Below are 18,465 nucleotides of genomic sequence, written 5' to 3' on the forward strand. Positions count from 1 at the left end.
GAGAGCCCCGACCTCAGTCCATGCTGAGCCCCGCCGCCGGTGCCACCCGGGAGGCGCGGCGGGCAGGGAGCAGGCAGGCCAGCAGGCCGGCCGCGCCGGCGACCAGCACCACGATCGCGAGCTGCCCCCAGGGCAGGACGAACGGCGCCGTGTCGATCGTGGGCCGGACCATGGTCTCGACGGCGACCCAGGCGAAGACCACCCCGATCGTCGTGCCCAGGACGGTGGCCACCACCGAGAGCAGCACCGCCTCGGCCGCGAGCATCCGCCGCAGCTGGCGGCGGGTGAGACCGAGCGCGCGCAGCAGCGCGTTCTCCCGGCCGCGCTCGAGGACCGAGAGCCCCAGCGTGTTGCCGATGCCGATCAGCGCGATGAGCACCGCGACCCCGAGCAGCGCCACGACGGCACCGGTGAGGATGTCGAGCTGCAGGTCGACGTAGGCGCGCTGCTCCAGGCCGCTGCCCACCTCGGCCTCGAGCGGGGTGGCGAGCGCGGTGAGGTCGCCGGTCAGGTCCTCCGCGTCGGCGCCGTCGTCGGCGCGCACCCACACCGCGCGGGTCTCGGTGGTGCTCGCCAGGGCGGCGAGGGTGGCCGGAGCCACGACCCCGGCACCGCCCCAGCCCTCGCCGGTGATCACCCGGAGGGTCCGTGACCTCCCACCCACCGTGACGTCCACGCGCGGCCGGTCCGGCGCCACGTCGTAGGGCAGCAGGATCTCGCCCGGTCCGGGGTCCACGGCGTCGTCGTCGTGGGAGACCGAGGCCGCGCCGTCGGGGGTGGCGAGGACGGTCAGCTCGCCGACCCCGCGACCGAGTGTCGCGGTGACGCCCTCGACGGCCACGGCCCGCGCCACGCCGTCGGTCCCGCGCACGTCCCCCAGGAGCGAGGCGGGCAGGCCGCCCTTCACGGCCGTGAGGGTGACGTCCAGGGGGTGCTGCGTCGCCATGTCGTCGTCGACGGCGCTGCGCGAGCTGGCCAGGCCGGTGAGGACGGCGGTCGTGAGCGTGACGCCGATGAGCAGCGACGCGGTCGTCGCCGCCGTGCGGCGCGGGTTGCGTACGGCGTTGCCGGTGGCGAGCCGTCCGGCGGAGCCGAGCAGCCGCCCGGCGGGACGGCCGGCGAGGCGGATCAGCGCGGGGACCAGCACCGGACCCAGCAGCAGCACGCCGGTGAACGTGGCCGCGCCGCCGGCGAGCATGAGGGCGACCACGGAGCCGGAGACGGCGAGCGCCATCGCGGCGACGCCGCCGAGGAGCAGCACGGCGCCGAGCGCGAGGCGCAGCCGGCCCGCCGCGGAGCCGACGTCGACGGACTGGTCGGGACGCAGGGCGGCCAGCGGGCTGACCGACACCACCCGGCGGGTCGGCAGCCACGAGGCCACCAGGGTGACGACGAGCCCCATCACGAACGCGCCGACCAGCCACCGCCACGAGAGCGTGACGTCGCCCAGCGCGGCCCGCGGGGCCAGAGCACGCGCGAGCGCGACGAGTCCGTGGCCGGCCGCGAACCCGGCGAGGAGACCTAGCGCCGAGGACGCGAGACCCAGCAGCAGCGCCTCGACCCGCACCGACCGCAGCACCTGGCGGCGGGTGGCGCCGACACACCTCAGCAGCGCGAAGTCCCTGCTGCGCTGGGCGAAGAGGATCGAGAACGTGTTGGCGATGACGAGCACCGACACGAAGAGCGCGACGGCCGCGAATATCAGCAGCACGTAGGCGAGCACGTTGACGCCCTGGCTCAGCTCGGTGGAGCGGTCGTCGACGAACTCGTCGCGCGGCTGCACCTTCACGCCGGTCATCGCGCTCACGTCGGGCGTGCCGTCGTAGGCGACGCTGTCGACGTAGAGGCTCGAGGCCCACGGCTCCAGGTCGGACCACGAGAGGTAGAGCGACGCGCGGACGCTGGCCGAAGGGCTGTCGACCAGCCCGACGACGGTGACGTCCTCGGCGAGCGCGCCCGACCCGACGCGGAGCCGGTCGCCGACCGCCACGTCCTCGGACTTGGCGGCGTTGGCGTCGGCCACGGCCTCGCCGGGGCCGTCGGGCAGGCGGCCCTCCCGGACCTCCTGCCAGCGCAGGGACGGGTCGTCGGCGACGGCGCCGACGTCGACCTGGCCGTCGACGAGCCGGCTGCCCTCGGAGACGGGCAGGATCGCCCAGCCGAGCACGGCGGCCTTGTCGCCGGAGGTCCTCGCGTCGGCGAGGAGGGTCGCCGCCTCCTCGCCGCTGACGTCGGAGACGACCGTGTCGGCGCCCTCGTAGGGCAGCTCGATCCCGGAGACCAGCCCGTTGCGGGTGGCCGAGGCGAGGGCGTTCGTGACGACGATGAACGCGACGCCGATGACGACGGCGAGCGCCGCGGCGACGTAGCGCCGGGTGTGCGTGCGCAGTGACGCGAGGAGCACGGTCCTCATCGCAGGGCCACGCCGGGTCGCAGCACGGACACGAGCTGGTCCGGCGTGGGGTCGACGAGGTGCGCGCGGATCTCCCCGTCCGCGATGACCACCACGTCGTCGGCGTACGCCGCCGCGTCGAGCTCGTGGGTCACCATCACGACGGTCTGGCCGAGCTCGCGCACGGAGCGGCGCAGGAAGCCGAGGACCTCGGCCGACGACTCGCTGTCGAGGTTGCCGGTGGGCTCGTCGGCGAACACCAGGTCGGGCTGGGTCACCAGCGCGCGGGCGATCGCGACCCGCTGCTGCTGGCCTCCGGACAGGGCGTCGGGCCGGTGGTGCAGACGGTCGGTGATCCCGAGCGTCGCGGCCAGGAGGTCGTAGCGGGCGCGCAGGTCGGCGTCGACGCGCCGTCCGGAGAGCTCGAGGGGGAGCAGGACGTTCTGCCCGGCGGTGAGCATCGGGAGCAGGTTGAAGGACTGGAACACGAAGCCGAGGTGCTCGCGTCGGAAGACCGTGAGCGCGGTGTCGTCGAGCGACTCCAGCGAGGTGCCGGCGACGGTGACCGTGCCGGACGTGGGGACGTCGAGGCCGGCCAGGCAGTGCATGAGGGTGGACTTGCCGGAGCCGGACGGGCCCATGATGGCGGTGAAGCGGCCGCTGGGAAGGTCCAGGTCGACGCCGCGCAGGGCATGGACCTGGGCGTCGCCGCGGCCGTAGGTGCGGGTGAGGCCGCGGGCGCTGGCGGCCAGGGCGGTGGAGGTGGGGTTCATGCCTCCGAGTCTTCGCGCAGCGGCGCCGCCGGTCGTCCCTCGCCGGGATGGACCCGGCGTCCCCCGACGGGGGTACGCCGCGGCGCGGCCTACGACCCGGGGATGACCAGGCGGGCGTCGTAGGCCAGCACGACGAGCTGCACGCGGTCGCGCCGACCGGTCTTGGCGAGCAGCCTGCTCATGTGCGTCTTGACGGTGGCCTCGGCCACCACCAGCTCCTCGGCGATCTCGGTGTTGGACAGGCCGCGCCCGACCAGCACCAGCACCTCGCGCTCGCGGTCGGTGAGGCTCGCCAGCGACGGCGCCACCTCATCCGGGGCGGGTCCTCCAGGCTCGGGCAGGGTGCCCGCGAAGTGCTCGAGCAGCCGGCGGGTCGTGCTGGGCGCGACCACCGCGTCGCCCGCGTGCACCGAGCGGATGGCGCTCAGCAGGTCCGGCGGCGCGGCGTCCTTGAGGAGGAAGGCCGAGGCGCCGGCTCGGATCGCGGCGAAGGCGTACTCGTCGAGGTCGAACGTCGTCAGCACGATCACCCGCGGTGCGTCCGGGCCGGCGGCGATGCGGCGGGTGGCCTCGACGCCGTCCATGCGCGGCATCCGCACGTCCATCAGGACGACGTCGGCGGCGGTGACGGCGAGCCGCTCGACGGCCTCGCCGCCGTCGCCGGCCTCGCCGACGACCTGGAGGTCGGGCTGGCTGTCCACGAGCATCCGGAAGCCGGCCCGGACCATCTGCTGGTCGTCGACGAGGAACACCCGGATCGGCCGGGCGGGGGAGTCGGTCACAGCGGCAGCCTCGCAGCGACCCGGAACCCGCCGCCGGGGCGGGGTCCCGCCTCGAACCGGCCACCGTGCACGGTGACGCGCTCGCGCATCCCGACCAGTCCGTTGCCCTGGCGGTCGTCGGCGGTCGCGGCGCCGCGGCCGTCGTCCTCGACCTCGACGACCAGCTCGGCACCCGTGGTCACGCTCAGCCGCACGTGCGGCGAGGGCCCTGCGTGCTTGCGGACGTTGCTGAGCGACTCCTGCACCACGCGGTAGGCCGTCAGGGCCACGCCGTCGGGGACCGACGCCGTCTCCTCGGGGAGCACCGCGTCCACCTCGGCGCCGCCGGCGCGGGCGCCGTCGACCAGGGCCGGCAGGTCCGCGAGCCCGGGCTGGGGTCGCCAGCCGGTCTCCTCGCCGGCGCGGAGCAGCCCGAGCAGCCGCCGCATCTCGGTGAGCGACTCACGCCCGGTGGCCGCGATCGTCTCCAGCGTCGCGGTCGCGACCTCCGGGTCGGCCGCCGCGGCGTAGCGGGCGCCGTCGGCCTGCACCACGATCACCGAGAGCCCGTGGGCGACCACGTCGTGCATCTCGCGGGCGATCCGCGCCCGCTCGGCCGAGGCCGCGAGCTCCGCGCGCTGGTCGGCCTCACGGGCGATGCGCTCCCCGCGCTCGACCAGCCCGTCGACGTACGCCCGCCGGACCCGACCCAGCGTGCCCAGCGCCCACGCGGTGGCCACGATCGCGGTCAGGAACACCGTGTAGGTCCCGACGCTGGCGGTGCTCAGCGGCGCGTCCATGCCGCCCAGCCAGTCGAAGGTCGCCACGAACGCACCGCAGACGCCGACCCCGAGCGCGACCGCCGCCGGCACCGCTGAGGCGAAGCGCGCCACCGAGTAGGTCGCCACCGGGAACGCCACCTGGCCCCACAGCGGGAGGTCGAGGACCAGCGCCTGCGCGGCGCTGGCGAGGGCGACCACCGCGAACACGGTCGTGGGGTGGTCGCGGCGCCAGTAGAGCGGGACCAGCTGGGCGAGGCTGAGCACGGTCCAGGTCACGCCGTCGTCGTCGACGAAGGGGAAGGCCGCGACTGGCAGCAGCAGTGCGGTCGCCAGCAGCACGTCGAAGAGGCGCTGCCCGCGCGCGTCGAGGCGCCACGGGTGCGGCTGCGGGGCGTCCACGCCGCCACGGTAGACGTCGGCGCCGGTCGCCCGCGTCAGTCCCTGGGATGAGGGCGAGCAGTCCCAGGGGAGGAGGCGCGATTCCGCGATTCCGTTGGTACCGACCGCCGCCGGGCCCAGGGACGCTGGAGCCTCGCGTGCCCGCCCCGGGCCCACGCCTCACCCCGACCTCCAGGAGAACTCGTGTCCCTGCGCCGCGCCGCTGCCGCCGCCGTACTGTCCACCGCCCTCGCCTCCACCGCCGCCCTGGCCCCGGCGGGCTCCGCGGCCGCCGACGGTCCGTCCGAGCGGGCCGCGAAGGGCTGCGTCTCCAAGAAGGAGTACCGCAAGCTCAAGAAGGGCATGACCATCGCCAAGGTCAGGCGCGTGACGGGAACGAACGGCAAGCAGGTCAACAAGTACCCGCTCCCCGGCGGCAAGTTCGTCGTCGGTCGTGCCTACAAGGCCTGCACGAAGCGCGGCGCCGTGGGCATCTCCTTCACCAACCAGACCGGCGCCTACAAGCTCGCCTCCAAGGCCGCCGCCTGGCGCTGAACGGGCCGAGTAGGGTGCGAGCCATGACGAAATGGGAGTACCTGACCGCGCCGATCCTCACCCACGCCGCCAAGCAGATCCTGGACAACTTCGGCGCCGACGGTTGGGAGCTGGTGCAGGTCGCACCCGGGATGAACCCCGAGAACCTCGTCGGCTACTTCAAGCGCCCGCTGGAGGGCTGAGCGATGAGCACCCCCGAGGAGCGGCTGTCCGAGCTCGGTCTCGTGGTGCCCGAGGTCGCGAAGCCCGTGGCGGCCTACGTGCCCGCCGTACGCAGCGGCGACCAGGTCTTCACCTCCGGCCAGCTGCCGATGCGCTACGGCGAGCTGATGCTGACCGGCAAGGTCGGCGCGGAGGTGTCGGCCGACGAGGCCTACGGCTGTGCCCGGCAGTGCGCGCTCAACGCGCTCGCGGCCATCAAGGCCGAGGTCGGCGAGCTGTCGGCGGTCAAGCGGATCGTCAAGGTCGTGGTCTTCATCGCCTCCACCCCCGACTTCACCGGCCAGCCGGGCGTCGCCAACGGCGTCTCCGAGCTGCTCGGCGAGGTCTTCGGCGACGCGGGCGTGCACGCGCGCTCGGCGGTCGGGGTCACCGTCCTGCCGCTCGACTCGCCGGTCGAGGTCGAGCTCCTCGTCGAGGTCTGAGCGCGTGCGGATCCCGCTGCCGCCGGTGCCGCTGCCGGCCGACCTGGTCGACGTGGCACGCGAGTTCGAGGACGGCAGCCGCGAGCCGGTGCAGCCGCGCGACGCGGCCACCGTGGTGGTGATGCGGCCCTCGGCCGAGGGGCCCGAGGTCTACCTCCTGCGGCGCCAGGTCTCGATGGAGTTCGCCGCGGGGATGAGCGTCTTCCCCGGCGGCGGGGTCGACAAGCGCGACTTCGACGCGTCGGTCGCGTGGGCCGGCCCGTCCCCGGCCGAGTGGGCGCGCCGCCTCGGCACCGACGAGGAGACCGCGCGGGCGCTGGTCTGTGCGGCCGTGCGGGAGACCTTCGAGGAGTCCGGCGTGCTGCTGGCCGGCACCTCCGAGACCAACGTCGTCGCCGACACCACCGGCGACGACTGGGAGGCCGACCGGCACGCCCTGGAGTCGCGCGCGCTCGCGATGACCGAGCTCCTCACCCGGCGCGGGCTGGTGCTGCGCACGGACCTGCTCGGCGCCTGGGACGGCTGGCTGACGCCGGCCTTCGAGCCGAAGCGCTACCGCACGTGGTTCTTCGTCGCGTCGCTGCCCGAGGGCCAGCGGACCCGCGACGTGTCGACCGAGTCGTCCTCGGTGCACTGGGCGCCGGCGCGCGTCGCCGCCGACCAGGCCGACCGGGGCGACCTGGCGATGCTGCCGCCGACGTACCTCACGTGCCTGGAGATCGGGCGCCTCGGCTCGCCCGAGGAGGTCCTGGAGGTGGCGCAGGGACGGACCGTGGAGATGTTCACGCCGACCGTGGAGCCGCTCGGCGACGGCTTCACGCTCTCGCTGCCCGACCGGCTGCGGCCCCTGGTGGCGGAGCGGCCGCGGTGAGCGAGCCCTGGACGGGAGGGTCCTTCGGTGAGCGGGCGCGCTGCGTGCTCGCCGACAACGCCGACATGATGACCCTCGACGGCACCAACACCTGGGTGCTGCGCGAGCCCGGCGCCCGGCGCTCGGTCGTCATCGACCCGGGCCCGTCGATCCCGGCCCACCTCGACGCCATCGCGGAGGCCGCGGGCGAGGTCGGCGTCGTGCTGCTGACCCACCACCACCACGACCACGCCGAGGCCGCCCAGGAGTTCGCGGAGCGGATGGGCTGCGGCGTACGCGCCCTCGACCCGGAGCTGCGCCTCGGCTCCGAGGGCCTCGGCGACGGTGACGTGGTCGAGATCGACGGTCTCGAGATCCGCGTCGTCGGCACGCCCGGCCACACCGCCGACTCCCTGTCCTTCCACGTGCCGGCCGAGGGCGCCGTCCTCACCGGCGACACCGTGCTCGGACGCGGCACCACCGTCGTCGCCCACCCCGACGGCCAGCTCGGCGCCTACCTCGACTCGCTCGACCGGCTGCACGCGCTGGCCTCGTCGCAGGACGTGTCCTGGATCTGGCCGGGCCACGGCCCCGTCATCGCCGACGCCCTGGGCGCCCTCGACTTCTACCGCGCGCACCGCCGCGACCGCCTGGGCCAGGTCGAGGCCGCGCTCGCGTCGCTGAAGGACTCCCCCCACCCCGAGGGCATCGCGGTCGACGAGCTGCCCCGCCGCGTCGTCGAGATCGTCTACACCGACGTCGACCCCGTCCTCTGGGGCGCCGCCGAGCTCTCCGTCCGCGCCCAGCTCGCCTACCTCCAGGGCCGCTCGTCCTGAGGCGCTGGGGCGGGGGAGTTTCACCGGGTACCCGGTGAAACTCACGCTTCCGTCATGAAACTTCGTACCGGAAGCGTGAGTTTCGTGCGGGCGCTGGTGCAGGTGGGACGCCAGGACCAACGGACGTGGGATCAGCCGACCGTCGTCACCAGGAGCATGAGGAGCACGACCACGGCTCCGACCGCGCCGAGGATGAGCCCTGCGCCGAGCCACCGCCACCGACGGACCGCCATGGCGATAGTGCCCAGACCGACGATGCAGGCGACCCCCGTCAGGAGCACCGCGGAGGAGTCGTCGTTGCTGGCCGAGTCGCCGGCGATCCCCGGGACTGCGAGCAGCCAGACCACCGTCGCGGCCGCGCCGAGCACCGTTCCGCCGACCAGCAGCAGGCTTCGGCTGGTCCGCCGTTCGCCCGGCGCGTCGCCCGTCGTGCCCCTGCGCCCACCGGCTCGGCGTCGCCACCACGTCGTGGTCGCGTACGCGAGCATCGCCGCGGCCAGCACCAGACCGATGGTCAAGGCGACCCGGGTGCTGGACCACGGCCAGTCCGGCTCGGGCCGCTCGACGGTCGGCTGCTCCAGGCTCATCAGGTCCGTGGCGACGCTGATCGGTGGCACGTCGGCCTCGATGGTGCCGACGACGTCGTACGACGGGTCGTCGCCCACGCCGATCACGGCCAGCTCGGATGCCGACACCTCGCCCTCCTCGTCGGACGGCTCGGTCACCCGCGCCACGAGGTGACGGTCGTCGATCCACCCGAGGGGCTCGACCGTCTGCGAGGCCATGCCCTGGTCGGGCAGGTCGAGGCGCTCTCGGGTCGGGTCGAGGTGGACGGAGTAGCCGCGGGTGCCGCCGGCCGTGCGCACGTCGTACAACTCGCCGCCGACGAACGTGGCACCCACCGAGAACCGCTCGCCGACGTGGAGCACACGTCGTTCGACCGAGGGGCCGTCGACCACGAGCATGCGACTGTCGCCGACGATCGCGACCGTCCCGTCGTCCGCGGGCGCGTAGGAGACCGACGCGTTGTTGGGCAGCACCGGCAGGGGCTGGGACGTGTCGGCCACGGGGCCGATGAGCCCGGCGACCGGCGTCGTCCCTCCCGACGATTCCCCAGTCCACCCGGACACGTCGTCACCCACCCACGCGAGCCAGTCACCGCTGGGGGACCAGTCGAAGCCACCGACCGCGACACCTCCGTTGCTGGGCAGCGGGATCTCGCGCACGGTCCCGGTCTGCAGCTCCACCACGCGCACCCCGCTCGCCACCGCGGCCTGCGGCGAGTCGGTCTCGAAGCGCACCCACGCGTACGCAAGCCGCCGTCCGTCCGGGGACAGGGACAGCGGCGCGTCGTCCCCGGTCGAGGAGCTCGGGCTGTCTGCCTGGAGCTCGAAGAACCCCGGCAGCTCGAGCAGGTGGTAGTCCCCGTCGTCCGCGTCGACCACGACCGGGAGCCCGTCCTTCTCGAAGGCGAGCGCTCCGGTTCCGATCGCCAGGTCGGTCTCCACCTCGTCGCTCACCCAGGACCCGTCGTCCTCGCTCCGCTCGGCCAGCCGCTCGGGGACGGCCCACACCTGGTCCGGCACGGCGCCCCCGGCGCCGTCCGCGACCGGCGGGTCGACCCGGTCGGGCAGCCAGGTCAGCGCACCCGCCAGCAGGGCGACGGCGAGGACGGAGCCGGCGACGACCAGGCGGTCGCGGCGGCGGGCGCGCCCGGCGCGCTGCCAGGTGTCGTGGTCCACCTGCGCGACCGGCGCAGTGTCGCCAAGGCGCGCGAGCTCCTCGCGGAGACGGTCCAGCGTCATGACGCGTCCCCGATCAGCTCGGCGAGGTCGGGGGACAGGGTGCGCAGACGCGCGAGCGCCTGGCGGCAGATCGACTTGACGGTGCCCGACCCGATGCCCAGCGCCTGGCCGGTCTGCACCTCGGTGAGGTCCTCGAAGTAGCGCAGCACCAGCACCGTCCGCTGCCGCGTCGTGAGCCGGGCGAGGGCCTGCTCCAGGCTGAGGCGCAGGTCGGCGTCGACGCCCGGCGAGGCGCCGTCGTACGACCCCAGCGACGTCTCCTGCAGGCGGCGTTGGCGCCACCACGAGACGTTCTGCGTGTAGAGGATGCGGCGCACGTACGGCTCGGGGTCGCCCTCGATCCGGTGCCAGGCCTTGGCCGCCTTGAAGAGTGCTGTCTGCACGAGGTCCTCCGCGAGGTGGGCGTCCCCGGTGAGGAGGTACGCCGTACGCGACAGGGCAGGGGTGCGCGCGACGACGAACGCGTCGAAGTCGTGCTGTCGGCTCACCCGTGGCCCCCTTCCACCCCTGACGACGCGAGGAGGGCTGGGCCCGGGGGTCGGTGGAGGCGACATTTCTCGGGAAGCCGGCGAGGCCGTCGCCCCACGCGTCCCAGTGCCGTCACGAAACTCACGCTTCCGGTACGAAACTTCGTACCGGAAGCGCGAGTTTCACCGGGTACCCGGTGAAACTCCTCGACTCAGCGAGCCCGGCGCGCCAACCGCTCGACGTCCATGATGACGACCGAGCGGGGCTCGAGGCGCAGCCAGCCGCGGGCGGCGAAGTCGGCGAGCGCCTTGTTGACCGTCTCGCGGGAGGCGCCGACCAGCTGGGCGAGCTCCTCCTGGGTGAGGTCGTGGTGGACGTGCACGCCGTCGTCGGCGGTGCGGCCGAAGCGGTCGGCGAGGTCCAGCAGCGCCTTGGCGACGCGGCCCGGCACGTCGGAGAAGACCAGGTCGGCCACGACGTCGTTGGCCTTGCGCAGACGGCCGGCGAGCTGGGTCAGCAGGCCGCGGGCGACGACCGGGCGGCCCTCGAGCCAGCGCAGGAGGTCCTCGTGGGAGAGCGAGGCGAACGTCGTGTCGGTGACGGCGGTGACCGTGGCCGAGCGCGGGCCGGGGTCGAAGAGCGAGAGCTCGCCGAACATCTGGCCGGGGCCGAGGATGGCCAGGAGGTTCTCGCGACCGTCGGAGGAGGACCGGCCGAGCTTCACCTTGCCCTCGAGCACGATGTAGAGCTTGTCGCCCGAGTCGCCCTCGTGGAAGAGCACGTCGCCGCGGCGCAGACGCGCCTCGGACATGGACGCCCGCAGCGCCGTCGCGGCCTCGTCGTCGAGCGCGCTGAACAGCGGGGCCTGACGGAGTACGTCGTTGTCCACGGATCCTCCTGGTGTGGTGTCACGCTGATCCTAGCCAGTGGTCGATCTCACAGACGAACAAGACCCTCCGCGAGTCCGCAGGTCAGCGCCGTCGACGGGGCTGTCGGAGCCGCGCCGTAGGCTGGGGCCGTGCCCGCGCCCGAGACCCACACCGGCCTGGTCCGGCGCGCACGCAGGACCGACCGGCTGCTCGCGGAGGTCTACCCGGACGCCGGCATCGAGCTCGACTTCGACAACGCCTTCGAGCTGCTGGTCGTCACGGTGCTCAGCGCGCAGACCACCGACCGCCGGGTCAACGCCGTGCGGCCCACCCTCTTCGCCGCCTACCCCGACCCCGCGTCGATGGCGGCCGCCCCCCGCGAGCACCTCGAGCAGATCGTCGGCCCGCTGGGCTTCTTCCGGGCCAAGACCGAGTCGCTGCTCAAGCTCAGCGCCGCCCTCGTCGAGCGCTACGACGGTCAGGTGCCGGGCCGCCTCGACGACCTGGTCACGCTCCCGGGCGTGGGCCGCAAGACCGCCAACGTCGTCCTGGGCAACGCCTTCGACGTCCCCGGCATCACCGTCGACACCCACTTCGGGCGCCTGGTCCGCCGCTTCCGCTGGACCGAGGAGACCGACCCGGTCAAGGTCGAGCACGCGATCGGGGCGCTCTTCCCCAAGTCCAGCTGGACGATGCTCAGCCACCACCTCATCTGGCACGGCCGCCGGATCTGCCACGCCAAGAAGCCGGCGTGCGGGGCCTGCCCCGTGGCCCGCCTGTGTCCGTCCTACGGCGAGGGGCCGACCGACCCGGAGGCCGCGGCCGCCCTCGTCAAGACCCAGGGACCGGCGTGAGGCGGCTGTCAGCGGCCGTGGCGCCACTGCTCGCCCTGGCGCTCGTGCTGGCCGGCTGCTCGGACAGCAAGGACGAGGAGCTGCCGCCCGAGGTCCTGCCCGACGTCACGCTGCCGCGGCTCCAAGGCTCCGGCTCGGTCGACGTCTCCACGCTGCGCGGCCCGATGGTCGTGCCGCTGTTCGCCAACTGGTGCGGGCCGTGCCGCAAGGAGCTCCCGCTCTTCGAGCGGCTCTCCCAGGAGCACGGCGACCAGGTGCAGGTGCTCGGCCTCAACTGGTCCGACCCTCGCAAGAGCAAGGCGCTCGCGCTCCTCGACGACACCGGCGTCACCTTCGACGTGATCGCCGACCCCAAGGGCGAGACCGGGGAGCCCCCCAACCAGCGCATCCCCGCGCTCCCGACGATCTGGATGATCGACGCCGAGGGCAAGGTCACCTACCGCCAACCCGAGGCGATCAAGAGCTACGACGAGCTGGTCGCGCTGGTCGAGGACCACCTGGACGTGGACCTGTGAGCGCCGAGCTCCCCGACTGGCTCAAGCCGGTCGAGGTGGGCGCGCGCACGATCACCGTCCACGAGCTCACGCGGTTCATGCCGCCCGAGGACTCCGACCCCCGTCGCGGCGCGGTGCTGATGCTCTTCGGCGAGGGGCCTGAGGGCCCCGACCTGCTGCTCACCGAGCGTGCCCACCACATGCGCTCCCACCCCGGCCAGGTGTCGTTCCCCGGCGGCAGCATCGACCCCGGCGAGACCGCCCGCGAGGCCGCGCTGCGCGAGGCCCAGGAGGAGACCGGGCTGGACCCCGCCGGCGTGCAGGTCTTCGCCGAGCTGCCCGAGCTGTGGCTGCCGCCGAGCAACTTCGCCGTCACCCCGCTGCTGGCGTGGTGGCGCGAGCCGAGCCCGGTCTCGGTCGTCTCGCCCGACGAGGTGCACGCCATCTACCGCGTCCCGCTGCGCGAGCTGGTCGAGCCGACCCACCGGATCGCGGTCCGCCATCCCAGCGGCTGGGTCGGCCCCGCCTTCCTCATCGGCGACGACAAGGACGTCATCCTGTGGGGGTTCACCGCCGGGATCATCGCCCGGCTCTTCGACTTCCTCGGCTGGACCGAGCCCGCCGACGAGGACCCGCCCATGCACGACCTGCCGCCCTACATGCTGCTCGGCGCCCCCGCCACGCCCCCGCCCGGCCTGAAGCCCAACACCCGCTTCGAGGAGCGCCGGTGAACGCCCTCGACTGGCTGCTCGTGGTGCTGGTCCTGGCCTACGCCCTCTCGGGCTACTGGCAGGGGTTCGTCACCGGCGCGTTCGCCACCGCCGGCCTGCTGCTCGGCGGCCTGCTCGGGATCTGGCTGGCGCCGGTCCTGCTCGGCGACGTCGACCCCTCGCTACTGGTGTCGCTGGGCGCGCTGTTCATCGTCATCCTGTGCGCCTCGCTCGGCCAGGCGTCCTTCCAGTACGCCGGCTCCAAGGTCCGCGACCGCATCACCTGGCAGCCCATCCGGGCCATCGACGCCGTGGGCGGCGCCGCGCTGAGCGCGGTCGCCGTACTCCTCGTCGCGTGGGCGCTCGGAGTCGCGGTGTCCGGCTCGCGCATCGGGTCGGTGACGCCGATGGTCCGCGGCTCCTCGGTGCTGGGGGCCGTCGACAAGACCCTGCCGCACGCCGCCTCGGGGGTCCTGCAGACCTTCAACGACGTGGTCGGCACGAGTTTCTTCCCCGACTACCTCGAGCCGTTCGCCCCCGAGCGCATCGTCGACGTCGGCCCCGGGCCGCGGCGGCTGCTGCAGGACCCCGACGTCGTCGCCGCCGAGGAGAGCGTGCTCAAGATCCGCGGCACCAACAGCTGCGGGCGCGGCGTCGAGGGCACCGGCTTCGTCTACGCCCCCGACCGGTTGATGACCAACGCCCACGTCGTGGCCGGCGTGGACGACCCCGAGGTCGAGATCGGCGACGCGACCGTCGACGCGGAGGTCGTCGAGTACAACCCCGACCTCGACATCGCGATCCTCGCGCTCGAGACCGACGACATCCCCGCGCTGCGCTTCGCCAAGGTCGCACCCGGCGACGGGGTGGCGATCCTCGGCTACCCCCAGGACGGCCCCTACGACGTCCAGCCCGGCCGGGTCCGCGACGACCAGAAGCTGCGCTCACCCAACATCTACGGCGACGGCACGGTCATCCGGCAGGTGTTCTCCCTGCGCGGGCTCGTGCGTCCCGGCAACTCCGGCGGGCCGATCGTCACCTCGCGCGGCGCGGTGGCCGGCGTGGTGTTCGCCGCGTCGGTGACCGACAAGGACACCGGCTACGCGCTCACGTCCGCGCAGGTCGCCGACAGCGCCGCGATCGGTCGCACCAACACCGAGACCGAGTCGACCGGCGACTGCGCCGGATAGTGGAGCGACGAAGTCGCTACGCCTTGCCCTTCAGGGCGCGGGGGATCTCCTTGCCCTGGGCGATCGCCTTCTCGGGCGCCTTGACCTTCTTGACCTTCTTGATGCCGGCGAAGACCAGCAGCCCCGCAACGAGCAGGTAGAAGGCGAAGACGATCAGGAACGCCCAGTGCAGGTCGAGGCCGGATCCGTTCCAGTTGATGAGGTAGGCGAACGCGACCGACAGCATGATCACGGCGAGCACCGCCACGAAGCCCGCGGCGGCGAACAGGCCGATGCCGATGCCGCCGGCTTTGACGCTCACCTTGAGCTCGGACTTGGCGAGCTCGATCTCCTTGGACACCAGCGCGGAGATGTCGCGGCTGGCGTCGACGACGAGACGGCCGATGGTGGGATCGCCGTCGGCGGGCGCCTTGACCGGTTCGGATGACATGCAGGGTTCCTCTGGTCTCGAAGTGGGAGCCCCGACCCTACAGAACCACCGAGCGACTCCGCCTCCTCAGGAGGGGTGTGGTCGGTCGCGCTGGAACACGTCGGGCACGCCGTCCCCGTCGTCGTCGCGCGACTCGCGCTCCTCGATGCGGCGGTAGACCCGGTTGCGCAGGCGCAGCACGACCGAGGCGAGCAGGGCCGCGGTGAGCGATCCCACGAGCACCCCGACCTTGACGTGGTCGTCGCGCTCGCTGCCCTGGCCGAACGCCAGCTCCCCGATGAGCAGGCTGACCGTGAACCCGATCCCCGCCAGCATCGCCATGCCCAACACGTCGACCCACGTGAGCTCGTCGTCCAGCTCGGCGCGCGTGAACGTCGCCAGCAGCCAGGTCGAGCCGAGGATCCCGATCGTCTTGCCGACCACGAGCCCGCAGACGATGCCGAGCGCCACCCGGTCGCCGAGGGAGTCGACCAGCCCGCTGAGCCCGCCGACGGTGACGCCCGCGGCGAAGAACGCGAAGACCGGCACGGCGATCCCGGCCGAGATGGGCCGCACGAGGTGCTCGAGGTGCTCGGCCAGGCCGGGTCGCTCGTCGTCCCGGTCGCGGCGCAGCACCGGGACCGTGAACCCGAGCAGGACGCCGGCCACCGTCGCGTGCACCCCGGACTCGTGGACCAGGACCCACGCCACCAGCGCCAGCGGGACCAACAGCCAGCCGCTGCGCACCCGCCGCTGCACCAGCACGGCGAAGATCCCGATGGGCAGCAGCGCGAGCCCGAGGAAGAGCAGGTCGAGCTCGGCGGTGTAGAAGATCGCGATCACCGTGATGGCGAGCAGGTCGTCGACGACGGCCAGGGTGAGCAGGAAGGTCCGCAGCCCGCTCGGCAGGTGGGTGCTGATGACCGCCAGGACCGCCACCGCGAACGCGATGTCCGTGGCTGTCGGGATCGCCCAGCCGCGCAGCGCGCCGTCGCCGCCGAGGTTCCACAGGACGAAGATCAGGGCCGGCACGGCCATCCCGCCCACGGCCGCCGCGATCGGGACGGCGGCGCGGCGCGGGTCGCGCAGGTCCCCGGCCACGAACTCCCGCTTGAGCTCGAGGCCCACCACGAAGAAGAAGACCGCCAGCAGCCCGTCGGCGGCCCAGGCGCCGAGCGTGAGGTCCAGGTGCAGCGAGGCGGGTCCCACCCGCAGGTCGCGCAGCGACTCGTAGGCGTCGCTCCACGGGGTGTTGGCCCAGATGATCGCCACGAGAGCGCCGACGATCAGCAGCACCCCGCCCGTGGTCTCGGCCCGCAGGATGGCCGCCGTACGCGAGTGCTCGAGGAAGGACCCCGGCGCGAACAGCCGGGGACGGGACGGAGCCGGGGAGGGCGGGGGTGCGGGGCTCATGCGGCTCCAGGGGTCGGCGGGATCGTTGCCGACCAGACTTCCCGGCGCACCTGCGGCCATCGTACCGCTCCAGGGGGAGCAGGGATTTCAGCATCTGCTGGTATCCCTGACGTTCTGGGCCAGAATTCCGCCCCAGAACGTCAGGTTTTTCAGCAGATGCTGAAACACCTGCAGGCCGGCCTCAGCCCTCGTCGTCGCCGGAGCCCGAGCCCTCCTTCTTGGAGATCAGGTCCATGACGGTGGAGTCGGCGAGCGTGGTGACGTCGCCGACCTCGCGGTGCTCGGCGACGTCCTTGAGCAGGCGGCGCATGATCTTGCCCGAGCGGGTCTTGGGCAGCTCGGGCACGACCATGATCTGCCGCGGCTTGGCGATCGCGCCGATCTCCTTCTGCACGTGGCGGCGCAGCTCCTCGACGATGTCGTCGCCGCCGTCGCCCGCGGAGTCGCGCAGGATCACGAACGCGCAGACGGCCTGGCCGGTGGTCTCGTCGGCGGCGCCGACCACGGCCGCCTCGGCGACCTTGGGGTGCGAGACCAGGGCCGACTCGATCTCGGTCGTGGACAGGCGGTGGCCCGAGACGTTCATGACGTCGTCGACGCGGCCGAGCAGCCAGATGTCGCCGTCGTCGTCCAGCTTGGCGCCGTCCCCGGCGAAGTAGAAGCCCTGCTTGCGGAAGCGCGACCAGTAGGTCTCCTTGAAGCGGTCGTCGTCGCCCCATAGGGTGCGCAGCATGGCGGGCCACGGCTCCTTGACGACGAGGTAGCCACCGGAGCCGTGGGGCACGGACTCGCCGTCGTCGTTGACGACGTCGACCGAGATGCCCGGCAGCGGGGTCATGGCCGAGCCCGGCTTGCCGGCGGTGACGCCGGGCAGCGGGGAGATCATGATCTGGCCGGTCTCGGTCTGCCACCAGGTGTCGACGATCGGGCAGCGCTCGCCGCCGATGACCTCGCGGTACCACATGTAGGCCTCGGGGTTGATCGACTCACCCACTGACCCCAGCAGCCGCAGCGAGGACAGGTCGAAGCCGTCAGGGATCTCGCGGCCCTGCTTCATGAACGTGCGGATGGCGGTGGGCGCCGTGTAGAAGATCGTCACGCCGTAGTCCTGGATGATCTCCCACCAGCGGCCGCGGTGCGGGGAGTCGGGCGTGCCCTCGTACATCACCTGCGTCGCCCCGTTGGCGAGCGGTCCGTAGACCATGTAGGAGTGCCCGGTCACCCAGCCGACGTCGGCGGTGCACCAGTAGACGTCCGTCTCCGGCTTGAGGTCGAAGACCGCGTGGTGCGTGTACGACGTACCGGTGAGGTAGCCGCCGGTGGTGTGCAGGATGCCCTTGGGCTTGCCGGTCGTGCCGGAGGTGTACATGACGTAGAGCGGGTGCTCGGCGTCGAACGGCTGCGCCTCGTGCTCGCTCGAGGCGCCGTCGACGGCCTCGTGCCACCACACATCCACGTCGTCGTCCCAGTCGACGTCCTGGCCGGTACGGCGCACGACCAGCACGTGCTCGACGTCGAAGCCGTCGCCGGAGGCCTTCGTGCGCGCCTCGTCGACCGCGGGCTTGAGGGCCGAGGGCGCGCCCCGGCGGTAGCCGCCGTCGGCGGTGACGACGACCTTGGCCTCGCAGTCGACCAGCCGGGTGGCCAGTGCATCGGAGGAGAAGCCACCGAAGACGACCGTGTGGGGGGCGCCGATGCGTGCGCAGGCGAGCATCGCGACCACGGTCTCGGGCAGCATGGGCATGTAGATCGCCACCCGGTCGCCGGCCTCGACGCCCAGCGCCAGCAGGGCGTTGGCGGCGCGGCAGACCTCGGCCTGCAGGTCGGCGTAGGTGATCGTGCGCTTGTCGTCGGCCGGCTCGCCGACCCAGTGCAGCGCCACGCGGTCGCCGTTGCCGGCCTCGACGTGGCGGTCGACGCAGTTGTAGGCGGCGTTGAGCGTGCCGCCGGTGAACCACTTGGCGAACGGCGGGTCGTCCCAGTCGAGGACGCGGTCCCACGTCTGGGACCAGTCGAGACGCTCGGCGGCCTCGGCCCAGAACGCCTCGCGGTCGGAGGAGGCCCGCTCGTAGGCCTCGGCAGTGACGTTGGCGGAGGCGGCCAGCTCGGCGGGTGGCTCGAAGGAGCGGTCCTCGCGCGACAGGTTCGACAGGGTCTCTTCGCTCACTTCTCACTCCTGGGACAGACGCTGATGGGTGGCACTCGCCACAGTAGGACGCGAGGCCCACGGTGGCCACGCGGGGTTGTCGCCGGGTTGGCGCCGGTAGGAAGTGCGGGGGCCG

At 73.1% G+C, this 18,465-nt stretch carries 19 protein-coding genes; 9 read left to right on the forward strand and 10 right to left on the reverse strand.

Annotation, left to right across the window (positions count from 1 at the left end; translation table 11 throughout):
• Positions 1-13: 13 nt before the first annotated feature.
• From E4622_RS15090 to E4622_RS15105, 4 genes are all read right to left on the reverse strand, one after another.
• Complete coding sequence (locus E4622_RS15090; protein WP_209021963.1) at positions 14-2,404, reverse strand: ABC transporter permease; 2,391 nt, start codon at positions 2,402-2,404, stop codon at positions 14-16.
• Positions 2,405-2,409: 5 nt separating this feature from the next.
• Complete coding sequence (locus E4622_RS15095) at positions 2,410-3,165, reverse strand: ABC transporter ATP-binding protein (RefSeq protein WP_134741047.1); 756 nt, start codon at positions 3,163-3,165, stop codon at positions 2,410-2,412.
• 89 nt (positions 3,166-3,254) lie between these two features.
• A complete protein-coding gene (locus E4622_RS15100) occupies positions 3,255-3,947 on the reverse strand; it encodes a response regulator transcription factor (protein WP_134741048.1) in 693 nt (230 codons plus the stop codon).
• Complete coding sequence (locus E4622_RS15105) at positions 3,944-5,107, reverse strand: sensor histidine kinase (RefSeq protein ID WP_134741049.1); 1,164 nt, start codon at positions 5,105-5,107, stop codon at positions 3,944-3,946. The genes E4622_RS15100 and E4622_RS15105 overlap by 4 nt, the downstream gene beginning before the upstream one ends.
• A gap of 183 nt (positions 5,108-5,290) precedes the next feature.
• On the opposite strand from E4622_RS15105, the gene E4622_RS15110 reads away from it, so the two are divergent.
• The 5 genes from E4622_RS15110 to E4622_RS15125 are packed head-to-tail and all read left to right on the forward strand — an operon-like array spanning position 5,291 to position 7,971.
• On the forward strand, positions 5,291-5,641 hold the full coding sequence (locus E4622_RS15110) for a hypothetical protein (protein ID WP_134741050.1): 351 nt from the start codon (positions 5,291-5,293) through the stop codon (positions 5,639-5,641).
• Between the two features lie 23 nt (positions 5,642-5,664).
• Positions 5,665-5,823, forward strand: coding sequence for a DUF4177 domain-containing protein (locus tag E4622_RS22855; RefSeq protein WP_167736105.1), 159 nt, complete (start codon positions 5,665-5,667; stop codon positions 5,821-5,823).
• Positions 5,824-5,826: 3 nt separating this feature from the next.
• The gene (locus E4622_RS15115; protein ID WP_134741051.1) at positions 5,827-6,285 is read left to right on the forward strand and encodes a RidA family protein; all 459 of its coding nucleotides are present in this window, start codon (positions 5,827-5,829) and stop codon (positions 6,283-6,285) included.
• A 4-nt stretch (positions 6,286-6,289) separates the two neighbouring features.
• Positions 6,290-7,156, forward strand: a complete 867-nt coding sequence (locus tag E4622_RS15120; protein ID WP_209021964.1) for an NUDIX hydrolase — start codon at positions 6,290-6,292, stop codon at positions 7,154-7,156.
• Positions 7,153-7,971, forward strand: a complete 819-nt coding sequence (locus E4622_RS15125; protein WP_245156048.1) for an MBL fold metallo-hydrolase — start codon at positions 7,153-7,155, stop codon at positions 7,969-7,971. Before E4622_RS15120 ends, E4622_RS15125 begins: the two co-directional genes overlap by 4 nt.
• A 131-nt stretch (positions 7,972-8,102) precedes the next feature.
• Here the strand turns inward: E4622_RS15125 and E4622_RS15130 are convergent, their stop codons facing one another.
• From E4622_RS15130 to E4622_RS15140, 3 genes are all read right to left on the reverse strand, one after another.
• Entirely contained in the window at positions 8,103-9,776 is a 1,674-nt protein-coding gene (locus E4622_RS15130; RefSeq protein WP_134741052.1) for a hypothetical protein, read from the reverse strand.
• Positions 9,773-10,264 carry a SigE family RNA polymerase sigma factor gene (locus E4622_RS15135; protein ID WP_245156049.1) on the reverse strand — a complete coding sequence of 164 codons (492 nt, stop codon included), beginning with the start codon at positions 10,262-10,264 and terminating at the stop codon, positions 9,773-9,775. The genes E4622_RS15130 and E4622_RS15135 overlap by 4 nt, the downstream gene beginning before the upstream one ends.
• 191 nt (positions 10,265-10,455) lie before the next feature.
• Entirely contained in the window at positions 10,456-11,133 is a 678-nt protein-coding gene (locus E4622_RS15140; protein ID WP_134741054.1) for a Crp/Fnr family transcriptional regulator, read from the reverse strand.
• Positions 11,134-11,262: 129 nt separating this feature from the next.
• Here E4622_RS15140 and nth point away from each other — a divergent pair, with 129 nt between their 5' ends.
• From nth to E4622_RS15160, 4 genes are read left to right on the forward strand one after another with little or no spacing between them, the layout of a single operon-like run.
• Positions 11,263-11,967, forward strand: a complete 705-nt coding sequence (nth, locus tag E4622_RS15145; RefSeq protein ID WP_134741055.1) for an endonuclease III — start codon at positions 11,263-11,265, stop codon at positions 11,965-11,967.
• Positions 11,964-12,482 carry a TlpA disulfide reductase family protein gene (locus E4622_RS15150; protein ID WP_167736106.1) on the forward strand — a complete coding sequence of 173 codons (519 nt, stop codon included), beginning with the start codon at positions 11,964-11,966 and terminating at the stop codon, positions 12,480-12,482. Before nth ends, E4622_RS15150 begins: the two co-directional genes overlap by 4 nt.
• Positions 12,479-13,192: a CoA pyrophosphatase gene (locus E4622_RS15155; protein ID WP_245156050.1), complete on the forward strand. Its 714-nt coding sequence runs from the start codon at positions 12,479-12,481 to the stop codon at positions 13,190-13,192. Before E4622_RS15150 ends, E4622_RS15155 begins: the two co-directional genes overlap by 4 nt.
• Positions 13,189-14,361, forward strand: coding sequence for a MarP family serine protease (locus E4622_RS15160; RefSeq protein WP_134741056.1), 1,173 nt, complete (start codon positions 13,189-13,191; stop codon positions 14,359-14,361). The genes E4622_RS15155 and E4622_RS15160 overlap by 4 nt, the downstream gene beginning before the upstream one ends.
• A 16-nt stretch (positions 14,362-14,377) precedes the next feature.
• Here E4622_RS15160 and E4622_RS15165 read toward each other — a convergent pair whose 3' ends face one another.
• The 3 genes from E4622_RS15165 to acs all read right to left on the reverse strand — a co-directional run bounded on the left by E4622_RS15165 (position 14,378) and on the right by acs (position 18,350).
• The gene (locus tag E4622_RS15165; protein WP_134741057.1) at positions 14,378-14,791 is read right to left on the reverse strand and encodes a phage holin family protein; all 414 of its coding nucleotides are present in this window, start codon (positions 14,789-14,791) and stop codon (positions 14,378-14,380) included.
• Between the two features lie 66 nt (positions 14,792-14,857).
• Entirely contained in the window at positions 14,858-16,183 is a 1,326-nt protein-coding gene (gene nhaA / locus E4622_RS15170; protein WP_134741058.1) for a Na+/H+ antiporter NhaA, read from the reverse strand.
• Positions 16,184-16,364: 181 nt separating this feature from the next.
• Positions 16,365-18,350: an acetate--CoA ligase gene (gene acs, locus E4622_RS15175; protein ID WP_134741059.1), complete on the reverse strand. Its 1,986-nt coding sequence runs from the start codon at positions 18,348-18,350 to the stop codon at positions 16,365-16,367.
• Between the last annotated feature and the right edge of the window lie 115 nt (positions 18,351-18,465).

This window comes from Nocardioides sp. 503 (genome assembly GCF_004522095.1).
Taxonomy (GTDB): Bacteria; Actinomycetota; Actinomycetes; order Propionibacteriales; family Nocardioidaceae; genus Nocardioides.